At 68.0% G+C, this 19,367-nt stretch carries 19 protein-coding genes; 14 read left to right on the top strand and 5 right to left on the bottom strand.

Translation table 11 applies throughout. The features are described from left to right. The first annotated feature begins 1 nt into the window (after nucleotide 1). The 3 genes from AC1PPL_RS02595 (at nucleotide 2) to AC1PPL_RS02585 (ending at nucleotide 1,555) form a co-directional block, all read left to right on the top strand. Complete coding sequence (locus tag AC1PPL_RS02595; protein ID WP_011805555.1) at nucleotides 2-334, top strand: YbaB/EbfC family nucleoid-associated protein; 333 nt, start codon at nucleotides 2-4, stop codon at nucleotides 332-334. Between the two features lie 158 nt (nucleotides 335-492). Beyond that, a complete protein-coding gene (gene recR / locus AC1PPL_RS02590) occupies nucleotides 493-1,083 on the top strand; it encodes a recombination mediator RecR (protein ID WP_011805554.1) in 591 nt (196 codons plus the stop codon). Nucleotides 1,084-1,147: 64 nt separating this feature from the next. After that, nucleotides 1,148-1,555 (top strand): MAPEG family protein, encoded by a 408-nt coding sequence (locus AC1PPL_RS02585; protein ID WP_011805553.1) that lies wholly within the window; start codon nucleotides 1,148-1,150, stop codon nucleotides 1,553-1,555. Between the two features lie 9 nt (nucleotides 1,556-1,564). On the opposite strand, the gene AC1PPL_RS02580 is transcribed toward AC1PPL_RS02585, so the two are convergent. After that, complete coding sequence (locus AC1PPL_RS02580) at nucleotides 1,565-2,797, bottom strand: MFS transporter (RefSeq protein WP_479972541.1); 1,233 nt, start codon at nucleotides 2,795-2,797, stop codon at nucleotides 1,565-1,567. Nucleotides 2,798-3,333: 536 nt separating this feature from the next. Here AC1PPL_RS02580 and AC1PPL_RS02575 point away from each other — a divergent pair. The 5 genes from AC1PPL_RS02575 to AC1PPL_RS02555 all read left to right on the top strand — a co-directional run bounded on the left by AC1PPL_RS02575 (nucleotide 3,334) and on the right by AC1PPL_RS02555 (nucleotide 8,017). Further along, the gene (locus AC1PPL_RS02575) at nucleotides 3,334-4,380 is read left to right on the top strand and encodes a methionine ABC transporter ATP-binding protein (protein WP_011805551.1); all 1,047 of its coding nucleotides are present in this window, start codon (nucleotides 3,334-3,336) and stop codon (nucleotides 4,378-4,380) included. Nucleotides 4,381-4,390: 10 nt separating this feature from the next. After that, entirely contained in the window at nucleotides 4,391-5,056 is a 666-nt protein-coding gene (locus tag AC1PPL_RS02570) for a methionine ABC transporter permease (protein ID WP_011805550.1), read from the top strand. Nucleotides 5,057-5,218: 162 nt separating this feature from the next. Next, entirely contained in the window at nucleotides 5,219-6,325 is a 1,107-nt protein-coding gene (locus tag AC1PPL_RS02565; protein ID WP_011805549.1) for a DUF6817 domain-containing protein, read from the top strand. Nucleotides 6,326-6,510: 185 nt separating this feature from the next. After that, nucleotides 6,511-7,311, top strand: a complete 801-nt coding sequence (locus AC1PPL_RS02560) for a MetQ/NlpA family ABC transporter substrate-binding protein (RefSeq protein ID WP_011805548.1) — start codon at nucleotides 6,511-6,513, stop codon at nucleotides 7,309-7,311. Nucleotides 7,312-7,465: 154 nt separating this feature from the next. Further along, nucleotides 7,466-8,017, top strand: a complete 552-nt coding sequence (locus tag AC1PPL_RS02555) for an NADPH-dependent FMN reductase (protein WP_011805547.1) — start codon at nucleotides 7,466-7,468, stop codon at nucleotides 8,015-8,017. Between the two features lie 124 nt (nucleotides 8,018-8,141). Here the strand turns inward: AC1PPL_RS02555 and AC1PPL_RS02550 are convergent, their stop codons facing one another. After that, complete coding sequence (locus tag AC1PPL_RS02550) at nucleotides 8,142-8,792, bottom strand: FMN-dependent NADH-azoreductase (protein ID WP_015913094.1); 651 nt, start codon at nucleotides 8,790-8,792, stop codon at nucleotides 8,142-8,144. Nucleotides 8,793-8,919: 127 nt separating this feature from the next. On the opposite strand from AC1PPL_RS02550, the gene AC1PPL_RS02545 reads away from it, so the two are divergent. The 6 genes from AC1PPL_RS02545 (at nucleotide 8,920) to AC1PPL_RS02520 (ending at nucleotide 14,795) form a co-directional block, all read left to right on the top strand. Next, nucleotides 8,920-9,873 carry a LysR family transcriptional regulator gene (locus tag AC1PPL_RS02545; protein WP_015913095.1) on the top strand — a complete coding sequence of 318 codons (954 nt, stop codon included), beginning with the start codon at nucleotides 8,920-8,922 and terminating at the stop codon, nucleotides 9,871-9,873. A 281-nt stretch (nucleotides 9,874-10,154) separates the two neighbouring features. Continuing rightward, nucleotides 10,155-11,162 carry a sulfate ABC transporter substrate-binding protein gene (locus tag AC1PPL_RS02540; RefSeq protein WP_015913096.1) on the top strand — a complete coding sequence of 336 codons (1,008 nt, stop codon included), beginning with the start codon at nucleotides 10,155-10,157 and terminating at the stop codon, nucleotides 11,160-11,162. A 147-nt stretch (nucleotides 11,163-11,309) separates the two neighbouring features. Then, nucleotides 11,310-12,161 (top strand): sulfate ABC transporter permease subunit CysT, encoded by an 852-nt coding sequence (gene cysT / locus AC1PPL_RS02535; protein ID WP_287740185.1) that lies wholly within the window; start codon nucleotides 11,310-11,312, stop codon nucleotides 12,159-12,161. Beyond that, nucleotides 12,158-13,069: a sulfate ABC transporter permease subunit CysW gene (gene cysW, locus AC1PPL_RS02530; RefSeq protein ID WP_270173896.1), complete on the top strand. Its 912-nt coding sequence runs from the start codon at nucleotides 12,158-12,160 to the stop codon at nucleotides 13,067-13,069. The genes cysT and cysW overlap by 4 nt, the downstream gene beginning before the upstream one ends. Before the next feature lie 11 nt (nucleotides 13,070-13,080). Continuing rightward, a complete protein-coding gene (locus tag AC1PPL_RS02525) occupies nucleotides 13,081-14,208 on the top strand; it encodes a sulfate/molybdate ABC transporter ATP-binding protein (protein ID WP_011805541.1) in 1,128 nt (375 codons plus the stop codon). 59 nt (nucleotides 14,209-14,267) lie between these two features. Then, the gene (locus AC1PPL_RS02520; RefSeq protein WP_479972540.1) at nucleotides 14,268-14,795 is read left to right on the top strand and encodes a disulfide bond formation protein B; all 528 of its coding nucleotides are present in this window, start codon (nucleotides 14,268-14,270) and stop codon (nucleotides 14,793-14,795) included. Between the two features lie 77 nt (nucleotides 14,796-14,872). On the opposite strand, the gene AC1PPL_RS02515 is transcribed toward AC1PPL_RS02520, so the two are convergent. The 3 genes from AC1PPL_RS02515 to AC1PPL_RS02505 are packed head-to-tail and all read right to left on the bottom strand — an operon-like array spanning nucleotide 14,873 to nucleotide 19,311. Further along, complete coding sequence (locus AC1PPL_RS02515) at nucleotides 14,873-15,544, bottom strand: glutathione S-transferase (protein ID WP_479972539.1); 672 nt, start codon at nucleotides 15,542-15,544, stop codon at nucleotides 14,873-14,875. A 40-nt stretch (nucleotides 15,545-15,584) separates the two neighbouring features. Next, nucleotides 15,585-17,123, bottom strand: coding sequence for a PepSY domain-containing protein (locus tag AC1PPL_RS02510; protein ID WP_479972538.1), 1,539 nt, complete (start codon nucleotides 17,121-17,123; stop codon nucleotides 15,585-15,587). Nucleotides 17,124-17,142: 19 nt separating this feature from the next. Then, nucleotides 17,143-19,311 (bottom strand): TonB-dependent receptor, encoded by a 2,169-nt coding sequence (locus tag AC1PPL_RS02505; protein WP_479972537.1) that lies wholly within the window; start codon nucleotides 19,309-19,311, stop codon nucleotides 17,143-17,145. Nucleotides 19,312-19,367 lie beyond the last annotated feature (56 nt).

Here is a 19,367-nt window from a genome sequence, read left to right as displayed (position 1 = left end):
CATGTTCAACAAGGGACAGCTCGCCGGCCTCATGAAGCAGGCCCAGGCCATGCAGGACAACCTGAAGAAGGCCCAGGACGATCTGGCCAACATCGAGGTCGAAGGCGAATCCGGCGCCGGCCTGGTGAAGGTGCTGATGACCTGCAAGCACGACGTCAAGCGCGTGACCATCGACCCCAGCCTGCTGGCCGACGACAAGGACATGCTGGAAGACCTGGTGGCCGCCGCTTTCAACGCCGCGGTGCGCAAGGCCGAGGAAACCTCGGCCGAGAAGATGGCCAAGATCACGGCCGGCATGCCAGGCCTTCCCGGCGGCATGAAATTCCCCTTCTGAGGGCAGGCTACTGCGCGCTGGCCACGCGTCGTTGGGCAGTGCTCGCAATCCTCACGTACTAGGCAAGTACGTTCCGGTTGCTGCGCTCCGTCCGCCTCGCCTGGCAGGCGCTCGCTACGCCCTTGGGGGCGGCGTTTGCACTCCGAAATCCATTCTTCATGTCCGACACCAGCTCCCTTGACGCACTGATCCAGGCCCTGCGGCGCCTGCCGGGCGTGGGCGTGAAGTCGGCGCAGCGCATGGCGTTCCATCTGCTGCAGCATGACCGCGCCGGCGCGCAGGTGCTGTCGCAGGCGCTGGCGCAGGCGGCAACGCAGGTGCGCCATTGCGAGCGCTGCCACACCTTCACCGAGGGCGCGGTGTGCGAGACCTGCCTGGACCCGGCGCGCGACGCCACCCGCCTGTGCGTGGTGGAGACGCCCGCCGACCAGGCCGCGATGGAGCGCACCGCGGCGTTCAAGGGGCTGTACTTCGTGCTCATGGGGCGGCTGTCGCCGCTGGATGGGGTGGGGCCGCGCGACATCGGTGTGCACAACCTGCTGGAGCGCGCCAGCGACGGCGTGGTGCAGGAGGTGATCCTGGCCACCAGCTTCACGGCCGAGGGAGAGGCCACGGCCCACGCGATCGGCGAGGCGCTCAAGCGCCGCGGCGTGCACGTCACGCGCCTGGCGCGGGGCGTGCCCGTGGGCAGCGAGCTGGAATACGTGGACCTGGGCACCATCGCTCATGCGCTGGCGGATCGGCGCTGAATATCAAAAACAATAGCTGCTAGCGCTTGTTGGATAAGCGCTGGAGGCCAAGAACACTGCAAAAATGAACACAACAATGCATGTGGCCCGCTTCACCGTGGCCTACTGGTGCGTGCTGATTGCGGCGCTGCTGCCCATGGCTTGCGCGCTGCTGGCCAAGCGGGGGGGCTTTCGCGGCAGCGACAACCACGACCCGCGTGCGTGGCTGGCGCGCCAGACCGGCTGGCGCGCCCGTGCCAATGCGGCGCAGGCCAACAGCTTCGAGGCGCTGCCGTTCTTCATCGGCGCGGTCATCATCGCGCACCAGTTGGGCGCGCCGCAGATGATGCTGGACCTTCTGGCCTTCCTGTTCGTGATGCTGCGCGTGTCCTACATCACCATGTACGTGGGCGACATGCCCACGGCGCGCAGCCTCGTGTGGGGCGCGGGACTGCTGGTCAACATCGCCATCCTGCTGATCGGCTGGCGCTGACACCAGCGGTTAAAGGTGCTGCTGCGGCACGGGGATCTCAGCGGTGCGCATGCCCAGCGCGGTGACCACGGCGCTCAGCAGGGCCATGGCGCCGCAGAACACCAGCAAGCCGCGGTTCAGGCCCACGTGGTCCGACAGCCAGCCCATGCCCAGGATGGGCACGATGGTGCCCAGGTACCCCACGATCAGGTAGGACGACAGCAGGCCGCCGCGCTCTTCGGGCGTGGTGAGCTTGGCCACCACGCCCATGCCCGCCACATTGGCCAGCCCATGGCCGAAGGCCGTGGCGATCACCGCCGCGCCAAACACCAGCGTGGCGCCGGTGAGCGTGGTCGCCATGAGCAGCAGGTTGCACAGCACCAGCGCGCAGCCGCTGGCCAGGGCCACGCGCTTGGTGCGCCAGTTGCGCACCATGAACTGGAACGCGGACGACAGGAACAGGATCATCGCGATCGATAGTCCGCTCACGGCCGGCCCATGCCAGGGCACGATCTCCTGCATGAAGCTGGGCGCCAGCGATGAGTACAGGCTGAACATGCCGAAGGCGCTGAAGGCGCCCATGCTCGCCAGCCAGAACTGGCGCCGGCGCAGGCGCGGCGGCGGTGTGAGCCGCGGCATCCACTGCGCGATCACGCCGCGCCAGGTGCCGGGCGGCAGGGCATCGTCCCGCGTTCCCCCTGTGGGCAGCCCGCGCAGTTGGTGCAGCGCATACACCGCCAGCAGGCCCATGGCCGCCGTGGGCACGTAGGCGGTGACGAGCGGTTGGGGCACCCACTGGGCTATCAAGCCGCCCACGAGCGGCCCCAGGCCGAAGCCCAGCGTCATCGCCACGGTGGTCAGTGCGGCCGTGCGCCGTGGATCACGCCCGGGGCGGGCCTGCACCATGCCGATGGAGGCCGAGGTGGTGATCATTCCCGACGCCAGCCCGATCATGAGCCGCGCCAGCATGAAGACGGGCACATTCCACGCCAGGGCCGATAGCACCACGCCCGCGGTCATCAGTGTGAGGCCCGTGCGCAGGATGGCCAGGAAGCCGTGGCGCTGCGTGAGCCGCCCCAGAAACAGCAGGCTGGTGAGCGCGCCGAACATGTACACCACGAAAAGATGCGTGATGTCGCTGGGCTTGAGCCCCCAGGCCTGCTGGTAGAGCGGGTACAGCGGGCTGGCCAGCGCCGTGCCCATGACGCCGACGCACATGGCATAGCCAATCCAGACAACGGGAGACCAGGAGCGTTCTTGCATAGGTGGAGGGAGAAAGCCCGCGCGGTGGGGCGCGGCGGCGACGGGGAGCCGGCAGCGGGGCGTGTCGGGAACGGTGAATGGTACGGTGGGCGAGGGGCCCCATGCGGGCCGCCGGTGCTAGACCCCACGCGCCACGCAGCCGTGGATAGGTGGCGCGCCACACGCCTGTGCTGTCGGTGGTAGGCGAGTCTTGCGCATCGCTGGGCGGGCTGGCACCGGTTGCCATTCGCCTGGCAGGACGGCTGCAGTTGCGCGTGCTCCTTCCCCAGGCGCAGGCGCAGGCGCACGCCGGCCGGGGATTTGCCCCGTCACCTAAAATCGCCCCTGTGCTCCGCTACTGCGTGGCACTGCCGCCCGACAGGGGCAGCGCCCGGCTCGCTGAAGCACGCCTCATAACGGGGCCGTCTTATGTGCCTACTTTTTGTTCGTTGGGTTTTTCATAACGAACAATTACATTCACCCGCTGTTCTGATCTTCACCCGCCGCGGCTGGCCATCCCTGAGAGGGCAGCCTGCGCGCGCTTTGCATTGCATTTCATGATTGACCTTCGGGGTATCACCCAGATCTACCCGGGCCCGCAGGGCCCCGTCGAAGCCCTGCGCGGCATCGACCTGCATGTCACGCCGGGCGAGGTGTTCGGCATCATCGGCCGTTCGGGCGCCGGCAAGAGTTCGCTGGTCCGCGTCATCAACCTGCTCAACCGCCCCACCGCCGGCCAGGTGATGGTGGCGGGGCGCGACATGACCCAACTGTCCGACGCTGACCTGCGCGCCGCGCGCCGCGAGATCGGCATGGTGTTCCAGCACTTCAACCTGCTGTCGTCGCGCACGGTGTTCGACAACGCCGCGCTGCCGCTGGAGCTGGCGGGCATGCCGCGGGCCGAGATCAAGAAGCGCATCGACCCGCTGCTGGACCTGGTGGGCCTGGCGCACCTGGCCGACCGCTACCCGGCGCAAATCTCGGGCGGGCAAAAGCAGCGCGTGGGCATTGCGCGCGCGCTGGCCAGCAACCCGAAGGTGCTGCTGTCCGACGAGGCCACCAGCGCGCTGGACCCTGAGACAACCCGTTCCATCCTGGACCTGCTGCGCCAGGTGAACCGCGAAATGGGCGTGACGGTGGTGCTGATCACGCACCAGATGCAGGTCATCAAGCAGATTGCCGACCGTGTGGCCGTGATCGATGCGGGCCGCATCGTGGAGATGGGCCCGGTGGTCGACGTGTTCACCCGCCCGCAGCAGGACATCACCAAGAGCCTGATCGACGAGATCGTGCCCCAGGAGCTGCCCGCCGGGGTGCTGGCGCGCGTGCGCAGCCTGGCCGCGCGGCTGGAGCCGGGCGCGAGCGGCCAGCTGCTGCGCCTGTCGTACGCGGGCGAGCATGCCTACGAGCCGATCCTGTCGCACCTGATCCGCGAGCTGGGACTGGACCTGTCCATCCTGCATGGCCAGATCGACGAGATTCAGGACCAGACCTTCGGTTCGCTGGCGGTGTACGCCAGCGGCAACATGGCGCGCATCGGCGCGGCCATCGACTATCTGCGTGCCAACGGCGTGGTGGTGCGCACCGTGGAAGTGACAGGCTGAGGGGCGGGCGATGTTCGAGAACTTTTCTGAAATGATGCTGGAGCTGTTCGTCACCTCGCTGTGGGAAACGATCATCATGGTCGGCGTGTCCGGCATCGTCGGCGGCCTGGTGGGCATTCCGCTGGGTGTGTTCCTGCGCCTCACGGACGCGGGCGGCGTGCTGGAGAACGGCCCGGCCAACAAGATCGTGGGCTGGATCGTGAATGCCGTGCGCTCCACGCCGTTCATCATCCTGCTGGTAGCCATCATCCCGTTCACGCGCTTCATCACCGGCTCGTCCATCGGCACCTGGGCGGCCGTGGTGCCGCTGACCATCGCCGCGGCGCCGTTCGTGGCGCGGCTGGTGGAGACGGCGCTGCGCGAGGTGGACAACGGCCTGGTGGAGGCCGCGCAGTCCATGGGCGCCACCACCGGCCAGATCGTGTGGAAGGTGCTGCTGCCCGAGGCGCTGCCCGGCATCGTGGCGGGCCTGACCATCAGCTTCGTGAGCCTCACGGGCTACTCGGCCATGGCCGGGGCCATCGGCGGCGGCGGGCTGGGCGACCTGGGCATCCGCTACGGCTACCAGCGCTTCCTGCCCGACATCATGCTGGCCGTGGTGGTCATCCTGATCTTCTTCGTGCAGGCCATCCAGAGCCTGGGTGACTGGGCCGTGCGCCGCCTGTCGCACCGCTGATGCAGGACAGGGGGGCGCACACGGGATGTGTAAGCTCCTGATTTGATAGCTTCTGGCGCTTGTGCAGCGGGCGCTGCGGGCTGTTTTGACAGAAGACCTGCGTGTGCGGGCGGCTTGGCCGATACTCGATGGCAAAGCCACTACCACGAAGGAGACCCCGCCATGTCCGCACTGCCCGCCTTTGCGCCACCGGATGACGCGCTGTTCCAGCGCGCCCAGTCCCTGCTGGACGATGAATGGCTGGCCCACGATGCCGATCTGGCTCCCGTGCTGCCCATGGTGCTGGCGCGCGGCGTGGGGCAGGACTGGCACAAGGCCGGAACCTTCCGCCATCACCTGGTGGGCGTGGCCCGGTCGCTGGCGCTGTGGGGCCAGCCCCGGGACGTGCGTCTGCTCGGGCTGCTGCACAGCGTGTACGGCAATGCCTTCGTCGACCTGGTGAAGTTCGACGCGGCCAGCGAGCGCGGCCGCCTGCAGGCGCTGGTGGGCGAGAGCGCCGAACACCTGGTGTACCTGTTCTGCACCATGAGCCGCGCGCAGTTCGTGCAAAAGGTGCTGGCCGGCGAGCTGCAGGCCGACGGCTCGCTGGTCGTGGAGAAGAACGGCCCCGCGCCGCGCCAGACCGTGCACCTCGCACCCTACGAGGTGGCGGCCTTCACCATCGTCAGCATGGCCGACACGATCGAGCAGTGGTTCAGCTGGCAGGACGACATCTACTCGCGCTTTCCCGCCGTCGATCCTTCGCGCCCACAGGCCGTGCACTGGGCCGCGTCGCTGTGGCCCGGACCCATGCGCCCCACGGCCCGCATGGTCAGCCAGATCGCGGCGCTGGGCCTGGCGTTGCAGCACCCCGGGCTGCGCGGGCAGTTGCCGCTGCCGCCCGTGTTCGACCACTGCAGCCAGGGCCTGACGGCGCAGGACGAGGCGGCCGCCACGGCCCTGTATTGGTCGGTGATCCAGTTGGCGCAGCCGCTGGTGGACCTGGACGGCGCCACGGCCACGCTGGAGCAGGCCGTGCGCCTGAACCCCTGGGTGGGCGAGCCGCAGATGGTGCTGGCACAGCTGTACCTGTCGGCCGGCCGCGCGCAGGACGCGGCGTGCGCCGCACGCGGGGCGCTGCAGGCCTTCAGCGCCTGGGGCAATGCCTGGGACAAGCGCGTGCAGTGGGACGCCTGGATCGCCTGGACGCGCATCCTGCTGCAGTCGGCCGAGGAGGGCGGCTGGCCCGCGCGGCTGGACAAGCTCAACAACGTGGCGCTCAAGGGCTGACGGGGCGGCGCCGCGGCCTTCCCGGGGCGGTGGAGGATGCACGGCCTTTCACCCCCTCAGGTGCTCTGCCGCTCGGTTGCTCTTCATGTGTGCGGGTTCTTTGGATATGGAAAAGTATTCGTTCGGAGGGCGCGCCGCAGGGGCTACGATGCCGGCTCTCCCTGTAACGGTATGAAAGGTTTCCCGTGATTTCCAAGCGCTCCCTGCTCCAATCGACCCTGGCCCTGGCAATGGCCGCCGGCCTCTCGGGCCACGCCCTGGCGCAGGACAAGCCGCTGAAGATCGGCGTGACGGCGGGCCCGCACGCGCAGATCTTCGAGCAGGTCAAAAAAGTGGCCGAACAGCAGGGCCTGAAGATCCAGGTGGTGGAGTTCAGCGACTATGTGCAGCCCAACGCGGCTCTGGCCGCCGGCGACCTGGACGCCAACAGCTACCAGCACAAGCCCTACCTGGATGCGCAGATCAAGGATCGTGGCTACAAGTTCGCCGTGGCGGCCAACACCGTCAACTTCCCCATCGGCCTGTATTCCAAGAAGGTCAAGAAGCTGGCCGACCTGAAGGAAGGCGCGCGCTTCGGCATTCCCAACGACCCCACCAACGGCGGCCGCGTGCTGCTGCTGCTGCAGGCGCAGGGCCTCATCAAGCTCAAGGACGGTGCAGGCCTGAAGGCCACGCCGCTGGACGTGGTGGGCAACCCGAAGAAGCTCAAGTTCGTGGAGCTGGACGCCGCGCAGCTGCCGCGCTCGCTGGACGACCTGGACGCCTCGGCCATCAACACCAACTTCGCCATCTCCGCTGGCCTGAACCCCAAGACCGATTCCATCGCGCAGGAAAGCCCGGACGGCCCCTACGTCAACCTGCTCGTGGTGCGTGAGGCCGACAAGAACAAGCCCTGGGTGGCGCAACTGGTCAAGGCCTACCAGAGCGAGGAGATCCGCCGCTTCATCGAGACGCAGTTCAAGGGCTCGGTGCTGGCAGGCTGGTGATGGCGCGCGGCGGGGGCGTCGACCGGCCCCCGGCCCCGGTGCCGTGACCGCCGCTTGTCTGACAGCAGCGTTCCAAGACGGCCCGTAAGATGGTCCGGCCGCCCGCCATCGCGATGGCGCTGCGCGGCGCCTACCTCTGCCAGAAAGGGTCCGTATGAGCCACTACCGCATTGCCGTCGTCGTCGGCAGCCTTCGCAAGGATTCGTTCAACCGCAAGCTGGCCCATGCGCTGGCGCGCATGGCGCCCGCGGACTGCGAATTCCACCAGGTGCGCATCGACGACCTGCCGCTGTACAACCAGGATGACGACGGCCAGCAGGCCGAGTCCGTGCAACGACTCAAGAAGGAGATCGCCGGGTCGCAGGGCGTGCTGTTCGTCACGGCGGAATACAACCGCTCCATCCCCGGCGTGCTCAAGAACGCCCTCGACAACGCATCGCGCCCCTATGGCCAGAGCGCCTGGGCGGGCAAGCCCGCGGGTGTGATCGGCGTGTCCATCGGCGCCATGGGCACGGCGATGGCGCAGCAGCATCTGCGCAATGTGCTGGCCTACCTGGACATGCCCACGCTGGGCCAGCCCGAGGCATTCATCCATGCCAAGGACGGCCTGTTCAACGAAGACGGCACCATCGGCGAGGGCAGCAAGGACTTCTTGCAGCGCTGGATGGACCGGTACATCGCCTGGGTCAAGCGCCACAACGGCTGACGGTTGCTATCGATTGGATAGCTATTTGCGCTTGACTATAAAGGGTTATAGCCTATTTTGATATGAAAAAACCCGCCCCGGCATGGCCGGAGGCGGGTTTTGTTTGGCGAGGCGCCGGGGCTGGTCAGGCGGCCTGGCTGACGCGGTCCTGGTTGGCGGCATGGGCCTTTACGTGGGCCTCGATCGCCTGGGCGGCGGCGGCCAGGGCCTGGGCCTTGGCATCGCCACCCATGGCCACGCCCTCGGCGCGCACGAAGCGCACGTCGGTCACACCGAAGAAGCCCAGCACGGTCTGCAGGTAGCTTTCCTGGTGCTCCATGGCGCGGCCGCCTTCGCTGGTGGAATACACGCCGCCGCGGCTCGACGCCACGATCACCGTCTTGCCCTTGGCCAGGCCCTCGGGGCCGTTGGCGGTGTACTGGAAGGTGCGGCCGGGTTGGGCGATGCGGTCGATCCAGGCCTTGAGCTGCGTGGGGATGGCGAAGTTGTAGAACGGTGCGCCGATCACCACCACGTCGGCCGCCAGGAACTGGCTCACCAGCCGCTCGGACACGGCGTTCTCGCGCTGCTGCGCCTCGCTCAGGCCGTCGGTCTGGCCGGTGCGCGGTGCCATCGCATCCATCGTGAAGTGCGCAGGCGCGTCGGCCACCAGGTCCAGGTAGCTCACCTGGGTGGCGGGATGGCTGGCCTTCCAGGCCTCGACGATCTGCGCCGTGAGCTGGCGCGAGACGGACTGGTCACCGGTGATGGCGGAATCGATGTGCAGCAGTTGCATGGAAATCTCCTGGGGATAAGGACAAACCCTCAATGGGGCGATGGATAGATTGTCGTTTTGGACCGAATGTTTGATAAGCAGGCGGTGATGCGATAGATTGTTCTGAATTTGGAACGAAAGGCGCGCGATGCAGGATCTGAACGACATGCTTTATTTCGCCGAGGTGGCCGAGCGAGGCGGCTTCGCCGCGGCGGGCCGGGCGCTGGGGATCCCGAAGTCGCGCCTGTCGCGCCGCGTGGCCGAGCTGGAAGCGCGCCTGGGCGTGCGCCTGTTGCAGCGCACCACGCGCACGCTGTCGCTTACCGAGGTGGGCGAGGCCTACCTTCGCCATTGCCAGGCCATGCGCGATTCGGCCCAGGCAGCGCAGGACACGGTGGACCAGGTACAGACCGAACCGCGCGGCACCGTGCGCGTGACCTGCCCGGTGACGCTGGCGCAGACGGTGGTGGCCGAGCTGATGCCGCAGTTCCTGCAGCGCCACCCCCAGGTGCGCCTGGAGATGCAGGTCACCAACCGCGTGGTGAACGTGGTGGAAGAGGGCGTAGACGTGGCGTTGCGCGTGCGCCCCACGCTGGAGGACAGCGGCAGCATGGTGGTCAAGCGCCTGGACGAGGTGCGCCTGCTGCTGGTGGCCAGCCCCGAGCAGTTGCGGCGCCAGGGCACGCCCACCTCGCTGCGCGACCTGGCGCTGCTGGACACACTGGCCATGTCCGCGGCCGACGGGCGCGCCAGCCTGCGCCTGATCGGCCCCGAGGGGCGCGAGGAAACCGTGCACTTCACGCCGCGCTACGTGGCCGACGACCTGCTGACGCTCAAATTCGCCGCGTTGGCGGGCACGGGCCTGTGCTGGATGCCGGACTACATGTGCATGTCCGAATTGCAGGAGGGCCGGCTGGTGCACCTGCTGCCCCAGTGGACGCAGCCGCGCAGCGTGGTGCATGCGGTGTTTGCGTCGCGGCGCGGCTTGTCGCCGGCGGTGCGCAGCTTCCTGGACTTTCTGGGTGAAACCGTGCCCGGCCATTCCGCCGCGGTCTGTGAGCGGGGCGACACGGCCACGGCCGGCGCGGCACTGCCCCGCTGATGCGGCGGTGCGTGGTGTACGCAAGAGCGCGGGATGCGTTGGCGGTGCGGCTTGATCCCCAGTGGGGGATCGATGTAAGGGCGCTTTGCTTTTGATAGCTGGTAACGCTTATCGCATAAGGGCTAGAGACCAATTTGACTTTCCATGGCGGTGCCGGGAGCCTGCGTGCCAGATGGCATTGCATATGCTCATCCGTGGATAAATTTACAAAAATATATTCTTTTGAGTTTTAACCTGCGCTCTCCACAATGCATGATTTCCTGCAACGTGGAGGCGCTCCCATGACCCCGGCAACCAAGCTCAAGACCCTTCTCGCCACGCTGGCCCTGGCGGCCAGCGGGCTGGCCTCGGCCCAGGCCAATGCGCTGCTGAACGTCTCCTATGACGTGGCGCGCGAGTTCTACAAGGACTACAACCAGGCCTTCATCGCCCACTACAAGAAAACCAAGGGCGTGGACATCAAGGTGGACCAGGCCCATGGAGGCTCCAGCGCCCAGGCGCGCGCCGTGAACGATGGCCTGGCCGCCGACGTGGTCACCTTCAACACCACCACCGACGTGCAGTTCCTCGCGGACAACGGCGTGGTGGCCAAGGACTGGGCCAAGAAATTCCCGCATGACGCATCGCCCACCACCTCCACCATGCTGTTCCTGGTGCGCCACGGCAATCCCAAGAACATCAAGGACTGGAACGACCTGATCCGCCCCGATGTGAAGGTGGTGGTGGTGAACCCCAAGACCGGTGGCAACGGCCGTTACGCCTACCTGGGCGCCTGGGGCTCGGTGCGCGAGAAGGGCGGCAGCGACGCGCAGGCGGCGGAGTTCGTGGGCAAGCTCTACAAGAACGTGCCCGTGCTGGCCAAGGGTGGGCGTGATGCCACGGCCACCTTCCTGCAGCGCAACATTGGGGACGTGCTGATCACGTTCGAGTCGGAGGTGGTGTCGGTGGAGCGTGAGTTCGGCAAGGGCAAGGTGGATGCGGTCTATCCCTCGGTGAGCGTGACGGCCGAGAACCCCGTGGCCATCGTGGAGCGCACGGTCGCCAAGAAGGGCACGGGCGAGCTGGCCAAGGCCTACCTCGACTACCTGTACTCGGATGAAGCGCAGGAGATCGCCGCCAAGCACGCGATCCGCCCGCGCTCCGAGGCGGTGCTCAAGAAGCATGCCGACCTGTTCAAGCCCATCCAGCAGTTCACGGTGGCCAAGTACTTTGGCTCGCTGACCGAGGCGCAGAAGGTGCACTTCAACGACGGCGGTCAATTCGACAAGCTCTACACGCCTGGCAAATAAGCAGTGAACACGCCCCTGAGCCGCTTGGCGCCTTCACCCCGCCCTGACTGCCCGGGTAGGGTGGCGGTGCCCGCGCATGCAAGCGCGGTGCCTGCGGGCGTGGGCCGCACCGGCTTTTGACCGGCGGCGAATAACGGATAACTCCATATGAGTGGCAAGAAAAGCGCCCCCAGGCGAGCCAAGAGGGTATTGCCCGGCTTTGGCCTCACGCTGGGCTACACGCTGTTTTACCTGAGCATCATCGTGCTGATCCCGCTGCTGGCGCTGCTGCTCAAGACGTTCACCATGACCTGGCCGCAGTTCTGGGAAGCGGTGGCGTCGCCGCGCGTGCTGGCGTCGTACCGCCTCACGTTCGGTGCCTCGTTCATCGCCGCCTGCGTGAATCTGGTGTTCGGCCTGCTCATCGCCTGGGTGCTGGTGCGCTACAAGTTCCCGGGCAAGAAGATCGTGGATGCGCTGGTGGACCTGCCGTTCGCGCTGCCCACGGCGGTCGCCGGTATTTCGCTCACCGCACTGCTCGCGGGCAATGGCTGGGTGGGGCAGTACCTGGAGCCGCTGGGCATCCAGCTCGCATTCAACCCCAACGGCATTGTGATTGCGCTGATTTTCATCGGCCTGCCGTTCGTGGTGCGCACGGTGCAGCCGGTGCTGGAAGACAGCGAGAAGGAGTTGGAAGAAGCGGCCACCAGCCTGGGCGCCACGCGTTGGCAGATCTTTCGCCACGTGATCCTGCCGGCCATCATGCCCGCGCTGCTCACCGGCTTTGCCATGGCGTTCGCGCGTGCCGTGGGCGAGTACGGCTCCGTCATCTTCATCGCCGGCAACATGCCCATGGTGTCTGAAATCACGCCGCTCATCATCATCGGCAAGCTGGAGCAGTACGACTACGCAGGCGCTACTGCCGTGGCGGTGGTGATGCTGGTGATCTCTTTCGTCCTTCTGCTGGTCATCAACGCCTTGCAGGCCTGGCAGCGCCGCCACGCAGGAGCATCCGCATGAGCGCCGCGAACACCCGTACCGTGCGGCGCGCGCAGGCCGGAACGACCGAGGCGCGCTGGATCCAGTGGACGCTGATTGGCCTTGCCATGGTGTTCCTGCTGCTGTTCCTGGTGTTGCCGCTGGCCGCCGTGTTCACCGAGGCGCTGCGCAAGGGCGTGGATGCCTACTTGGAGGGCTTGCGCGAGCCCGACGCCTGGTCCGCCATCCAGCTCACGCTGCTCACGGCCGTGATCGCCGTGCCGCTGAACCTGGTGTTCGGCATCGCCGCGGCGTGGTGCATCGCCAAGTACGAGTTCAAGGGCAAGGCCTTCTTGACCACGCTGATCGACCTGCCGTTCTCCATCTCGCCCGTGGTGGCGGGCCTGATGTACGTGCTGGTGTTCGGCGCCAACGGCTGGCTGGGGCCCTGGCTGGCGGCGCACGACATCAAGATCATCTTCGCCGTGCCGGGCATCGTGCTGGCCACCGTGTTCGTCACGTTCCCGTTCATCGCGCGTGAACTGATCCCGCTGATGCAGGCGCAAGGCAACGACGAGGAGCAGGCGGCGGTGGTGCTGGGCGCGAGCGGCTGGCAGACCTTCTGGCACGTGACGCTGCCCAACATCAAGTGGGGCCTGCTGTACGGCGTGATCCTGTGCAATGCCCGGGCGATGGGTGAGTTCGGCGCGGTGTCGGTGGTGTCGGGCCACATCCGCGGCCAGACCAACACCATCCCGCTGCACGTGGAGATCCTCTACAACGAATACCAATCGGTGGCCGCGTTCGCAGCCGCCTCGCTGCTGGCACTGCTGGCATTGGTCACGCTGGTCATCAAGTCGGTGGCCGAGTGGAAGAGCGAACAGGAAATGAAGGCCGCGGCCGCGCTGCCGCCCGAGCGGCCTGCGCCCGCGCCCGGCGCGCCGCGCTGAAGGATGAACACATGAGCATTGAAATCCGCAACGTCAGCAAGCAGTTCGGCGACTTCCAGGCGCTGCGCGACGTCAGCCTGGACATCCAGTCGGGCGAACTCATCGCGCTCCTGGGCCCCTCGGGCTGCGGCAAGACCACGCTCTTGCGCATCATCGCGGGGCTGGAGACCCCCGACGTGGGCAGCATCCACTTCAGCGGCGAGGACACGACCGACGTGCACGTGCGCGAGCGCGGCGTAGGCTTCGTGTTCCAGCACTACGCGCTGTTTCGGCACATGACGGTGTTCGACAACGTGGCCTTCGGCCTGCGCATGAAGCCGCGCAAGGAGCGGCCGTCCGAAGCGCAGATCAAGGAGAAGGTGATGAGCCTGCTCAAGCTCGTGCAGCTGGACTGGATCGCCGACCGCTATCCCTCCCAGCTTTCGGGCGGGCAGCGCCAGCGTATCGCCCTGGCGCGCGCGCTGGCCGTGGAGCCCAAGGTGCTGCTGCTGGACGAGCCCTTCGGCGCGCTGGATGCCAAGGTGCGCAAGGAGCTGCGCCGCTGGCTGCGTCGCCTGCACGACGAACTGCACGTGACCAGCATCTTCGTCACGCACGACCAGGAGGAGGCGCTGGAAGTGGCCGACCGCGTGGTCGTCATCAACCAGGGACGCATCGAGCAGCAGGGTACGCCCCAGCAGGTGTGGGACAACCCTGCCAGCCCCTTCGTCTATGGCTTTCTGGGCGACGTGAACCTGTTCAAGGGCCGCGCCAACGACGGCCGGGTGTACCTGGACGACGGCATGCAGCTGGAAAGCCCCGAGGCCCAGCACGCCGACGATGCGCGCGCGTTCGCCTACGTGCGCCCGCACGACCTGGACGTGGAGCGCTATTCCCCCGGCCAGGCGCTGGACGCGCACGGGCGCCCGCGCGGCATCGTGGTGCAGTTGGCGCGCGCCATTGTGGTGGGGCCGATCGCGCGGCTGGAACTAATCCCCGAGGGCGATACCCAATCGGCGGACAATGCGCCCTCGGACGCGTTGATCGAAGCGCAGATTCCGGCGCAGCAATTCCACGAGATGGGGCTGCGTGAGGGCGAGACGCTGGTGGTGACACCGCGGCGCGCCAAGGTGTTTCTGGACGAAGCCGCCGGCATCTGAGAGCCGCTGCCTGCCAAGGGAGCGGATGCGGAGGCCGCTCCCTGCAAGGAAAACAAAAAGTGTTGTTGAACTGGATTGATACCGCCCCGCGCCGCATCCTGGCGCTGATCAGTGCCGCCTGCGTGGCCATGCTGGCCTTTGGCATGTACCTGCAGCATGTGGTGGGACTGGAGCCTTGCCCGATGTGCATCGTGCAGCGCTATGCTCTCATAGGTGTAGCGGTCTTCGCAGGACTGGCAAGCGCTAGAGGCACAAAAGGCTGGTGGATGGGTTGGACGGTGCTGGCGCTGGCAGCAGCGGGTTTTGGCGGCTTCACGGCCGCGCGCCAGAGCTGGCTGCAGTGGTACCCGCCAGAGATCGCCACTTGCGGGCGCGACTTCTACGGAATGATCGAGAACTACCCCATCAGCCGCGCCATCCCCATGATCTTCCGCGGCTCGGGTGACTGCACGGCGGTGGACTGGACGTTCCTCGGCGGCTCCATCGCCAACTGGTCGTTTGCCTGGTTCTTGGTGTTTGCCGTGCTGCTGCTGGTGCTGTTGGTGCGCGGCGGGCGCGGCGCGCCGGACACGCTGGCCCGGGCATAACTACGCGTCTTTTTTTGACCTCTCGCGGGGCGCCTTCGGGCGCCCCGCGGCGCTTCACCTCGTCTTCACAACCCGTCTCACGCGGTTGTGGGTGGGAAGACCACGGGCGGCGCGCCGGGCTTCCAGGCCTCGTACTTGTGCATGACGCCCAGGAACAGCGGCGACTGCTGCCAGCGCACCAGCCAAGCGCGCAAGTGCGGCCAGGGCGCGGCCTCCCACTGTGCGTCGTCGATGCCGGCGAACTGGCGCACGAAGGGCGCGATGGCCATGTCGGCCAAGGCGGCGCGCGGTCCGAAGAGGTGCCCGCCCGGCTCCAAGGCCAGGCGCTGTTCCAGCACCCGCAGCCAGGCATGGGCGGCGGCCCGTTCGTCCGCCGGGCTGGCGTCGGGGTAGCGGTTGGGGTACTTGCAACGGTCCAGCGCCCGCTTGAACGGACCATCGCACTGCGCGATGAGCTCCAGCATGGCGCCCAGGTCACCCCGGCCGGGGTTGAGCCAGCCGTGCGGGTCATGGGCCGCCAAGGCCCATCGCATGATGTCCAGGCTGTGCTCCAGCACCTGCCCCGGCAGCACCAGCACGGGCACCGTGGCCTGGGGCGATACGGCCAGCAGCGCCGCCGGCTTGTCGCGCAGCACCACTTCGCGCAGTTCGCAGCGCTGGCCGCTCACCGCCAGCGCCATGCGCGCGCGGATGGCATAGGGGCAGCGGCGAAACGAATACAGAACGGGCAGGGCAGACGTGGCGGGCATGCGCCCGAGTATGCAGCGCTCTCCATCACCGCATCGGGGCCTAGGGTGCGGCAGGTGTACGCCAGCCCAGCTTGCGCCGTACGCGCCGCCAGCCCAGCACGACGCCGCTCAGGCTGATCACCGTGCCGCCCACACTCAGCGCCACCAGCAGCACGTCCCACAACGGCCGGCGCTGCAGCAGCGGCAGCCAGTCCCAGCTGTGCAGCAGGCCGAACAGCCAGCGCGAGGTGCGGCGGTGCCGGTCCAGCCGACCCAGCACTGCGCCCGTGTGTGGGTCCAGGTGCACCCAGCTGGCGTGCGGGTCGCCGAACACCAGCCGCAGCACGGGCAGCGGTTTGTCGGTGCCGCCGGTCATGGTGTGGGCGTCCCGCGTGTAGTAGTAGGCGTCGTACGCGCGCAGGGTCTCGACGCGCTGTAGCGGCGCATCGACCAGCCGGGCTGCGGCGGCTTCCAGCTCGCCCGGCTGCCATGCGTGAGGCAGGGCGGTATGCGCGTCCAGCACCGTGGGCGGGCCAGAGGCGGGCAACGCCTGCACCAGCGTATGGCCGGCGGTGCGCGTCCAGCGCAGTTCGCGCGTGTCGGTGGGCGCAGCCTGCAGCAGGGCGGCCACGGGTGCGCCTGCGTGCGGCAGCTGCAGGGGCCCGCCGTGCATGGCGTTGGTGCGCAGAGCGGGTGCGCCGCTGTCGAAGATGCGCCAGGGGTTCATGGACATCAGGCCGCTGAAGATCCAGGCGAGCGTGACGACCATGAACAGCAGGCCCGCCACGTGGTGCCAGCGCGCCCATGCGGACGGGAACGGCGTACGCCGGCCGCTGCGGTAGGTGCCCGCGAAGCGCCAGCGAAGGATGCCGATCACGCCGCCTGTGACCACTGCGGCGATACCCAGCAGCGACAGCGCATTGACGATGTCCGCCCAGTAGCGGTCCACCAGGCCGCCGCGCAGCGGGTACAGCCAGTGCAGCCACGCGCCCGCGTAGTTCCATTGGCGCTCGGTGCGTGTGGCATCGCGCACCACCTCGCCGGTCGTGCCGGAGATGTAAAGCACCGTGTCGTGTGCATCGCCCAGGCGCACGCGGTGCAGGGGCCGGTGCATGTCCAGCGCGCGGGAGTGGGTGAAGGCGTCTTCCTGCAGCGTGCCTTCGTGAACGGCATGGGCCGGACCCTGCGCGTAGGCTGCAGCGCTGGCCAATGCCCGTGGCGCGTCGACGGCCGTGAGCACGGCGCCGGTGCGGGCGTCGATCACCACCGGGGCGCCGCGCGGGCGTGCGTCGCCGGGTGGGGCGGCCTTGAACGGCTGGGGCGTGGCCAGGTACACCGCCCGCCCGCCGCTGGCCACGGCCAGCCGCAGGTCGCGCAGCGGGCCCTGCAGCCCGGCGGCGGCCAGGGCCTGGTCGGGCTCCAGCGCCACGGCGGCGCCGCGCAGCGGCGGCAGGTGCATCAGCCGTTCGGCGGGCGTGAGCTTGGGATAGCCCACGTACATCATCACCACGCCGGAGACGAACCACAGCGCGAACAGCACGCACAGCGCCACACCCAGCCAGCGGTGGGCGAGGAACATCCAGCGTTTGAGGTGCGACATGGCTTGCGTACCCCGTGCTTCAGAAAGCCACGTGCAGCGCTACGTCCAGCGTGCGCGGCGCGCCCAGATAGGCCTGGCTGCCCACGTTGGCCGCATATACGCGGTCGGTGGCATTGCGCACGCGGCCCGTGAGGGTGGTCGTGGGGTTCAGCTTCCACGCCAGGCCCAGGTCCAGCAGCGTGTAGGAAGGACACCATTGGGTGTTGGTGGCGTCGGCATATACCTTGCCCACGTGGCGCACGCCCGCGCTGGCCTGCAGCGTGGGCGTGAGCGCGTACGCCAGCCAGAGGTTGGCCACCGTCGCCGGGGTGTTCGTGGGGGTCTTGCCCGCCAGCGACACGCCGCCCTGCACGAACTGCTCGTACTGCGCATCCACATGCGTGAGGTTGGCCTGCACCTGCCAGCGCGGCGACGGGCGCAGGCCCACGGCGATCTCGGCGCCGCGCGCCGACTGCTCGCCCACGAGCACGGTCACCCCGGGGCGATCGGGGTCCTGCGTGGCGATGTTGCTGCGTGTGATCTTGTAGAGCGCCAGCGTGGTGGTGCCCTTGCCGTCCCAGAAGTCGAGCTTGCCGCCCACCTCGGCCTGGCGGCCGCTGGTGAGGCGGCTGTTGTTGATCACGTCCGCGAACGAGGCGGTGGACAGGACGCCCGACGGCGGGTCGGCCGCCGTCGCGTACTGGGCGTAGAGGTTGGCACCGGGCACGATGTCCCACACCAGGCCCATGCGCCCCGTCGTCGGCTGGTAGCTGCGGCTGAACGCGGCGGGCAGGGCGGCCGTCACGGCGCGGCGGTTGGTCAGGTCCAGCGAGATGCGCTCGTGCCGCAGCGCCGTCACCAGGTGCAGCCTGGGCACGAGGGCTGTGCGGTTCTCCAGGTACACGGCGGCGGTGGTCGCCTTGTTGGTGCGATCGGCGTGGAAGCCCGAAGCCATGCCGGGAATGTCGAAGAAGCGCTCCACCACCGGGTCATACGGATCGGTGGTGTTCACCGTGCCGGACAGGCTGTTGGGAAAGCGCGTTTGCCGGTTCACGTTCACGTCCAGGCCGAAGGCCCAGTCGCTGCGCCGGCCCAGCAGCGTGCCCTGTTGGCGGCCCTCCAGGCGTTCGCCGACCACCTGGTGGTCGTGGCGCTGCAGGAAGGCGGCGCTGCGCGCCACCTGCGTGTTGGCGGCATTGAAGCGGTAGGTTTCCACGTTGCGGTAGTCGCGCAGCGCGTCGTAGGCGTACAGCGTGTTGGTGAGCTGCAGCGTGGGTGTGGCCTGCCATTGGGTGACCGAGCGCAGCCATTGCACGCGCTGGGCATACAGGCCGTCCGTGCTGTTGTAGTTCTGAAAGCGCGTGCCAGGGTCCACACCCAGCCGGCCCACCGCAGGCGTGCGCAGCGGCGTGCCCCAGTAGGGGCGGTCCACATGCTCATGCTGCCATTCGTAGGCCAGCAGATGTGTCGCGCCGCCGCCCAGATCGGACAGCAGCGAAGCCGCCAGCTGGGTGGCGCGCGTCTCGGTGCCGCGCACCCAGCTGCCGGCGTCGCGGTGGTTGAAGTCCAGGCGCGCATGGTGGCGCGCGGGCGTGCCATCGCTGGCGCCCAGGCGCCGGTTCAGTCCCAGTGAGACCTCCTTGAGGCCGTAGGCACCCACGCGCACCTGCCCTTCGGCAAAGTCCGAGCGCTCGGGTGTCTTGGTGAGGTAGTTGATCGACCCGCCGACCGCACCGGAGCCGAACAGGAAGCTCGACGGCCCGCCGATGGCCTCCACGCGGTCGTAGATCCAGCTGTCCACGGGCCGCGCGGCGATCGAGTACTGCACGTTGATGCCGTTGAACAGCTGGGCGATGGAGCCGCTGCTGAAGCCCCGGTAGCTCACGCCGATGCTGCCCGGCGCATCATGGGCCGTCACGCCGGCGATGGCGCGCAGGGCCTCTTGCGTGTTCTGGGCGCCACGCGCTTCGAGGGTGGCGCGGTCCACCACGGTGACGCTGGCGGGCGTCTCGCGCGGGGTCAGGCCCAGGCGGCTGCCGGTCTCCACCGGCGTGTCCAGCGGCAGCAGGCCGGGGGCCTGGGTGGCGTCGCTTACCTCCACGGTGGGCAGGGTGGGCGTCAGCGGGTCGGCGGATTGGGCGGAGGCGGCACCGGCCAGCGCAGCCAAGGTGAACGCGCCGGCGCTCTGGCGTATGTCGATACGGAACATGCGTGAAAACTCTCTCGGTCTCTGCGGAAGAACGGCCGACGAGTGCAGCGCGCCGC

This window comes from Diaphorobacter sp. B2A2W2 (assembly GCF_056730635.1).
This window is presented reverse-complemented; position numbering and strand designations above follow the sequence as displayed.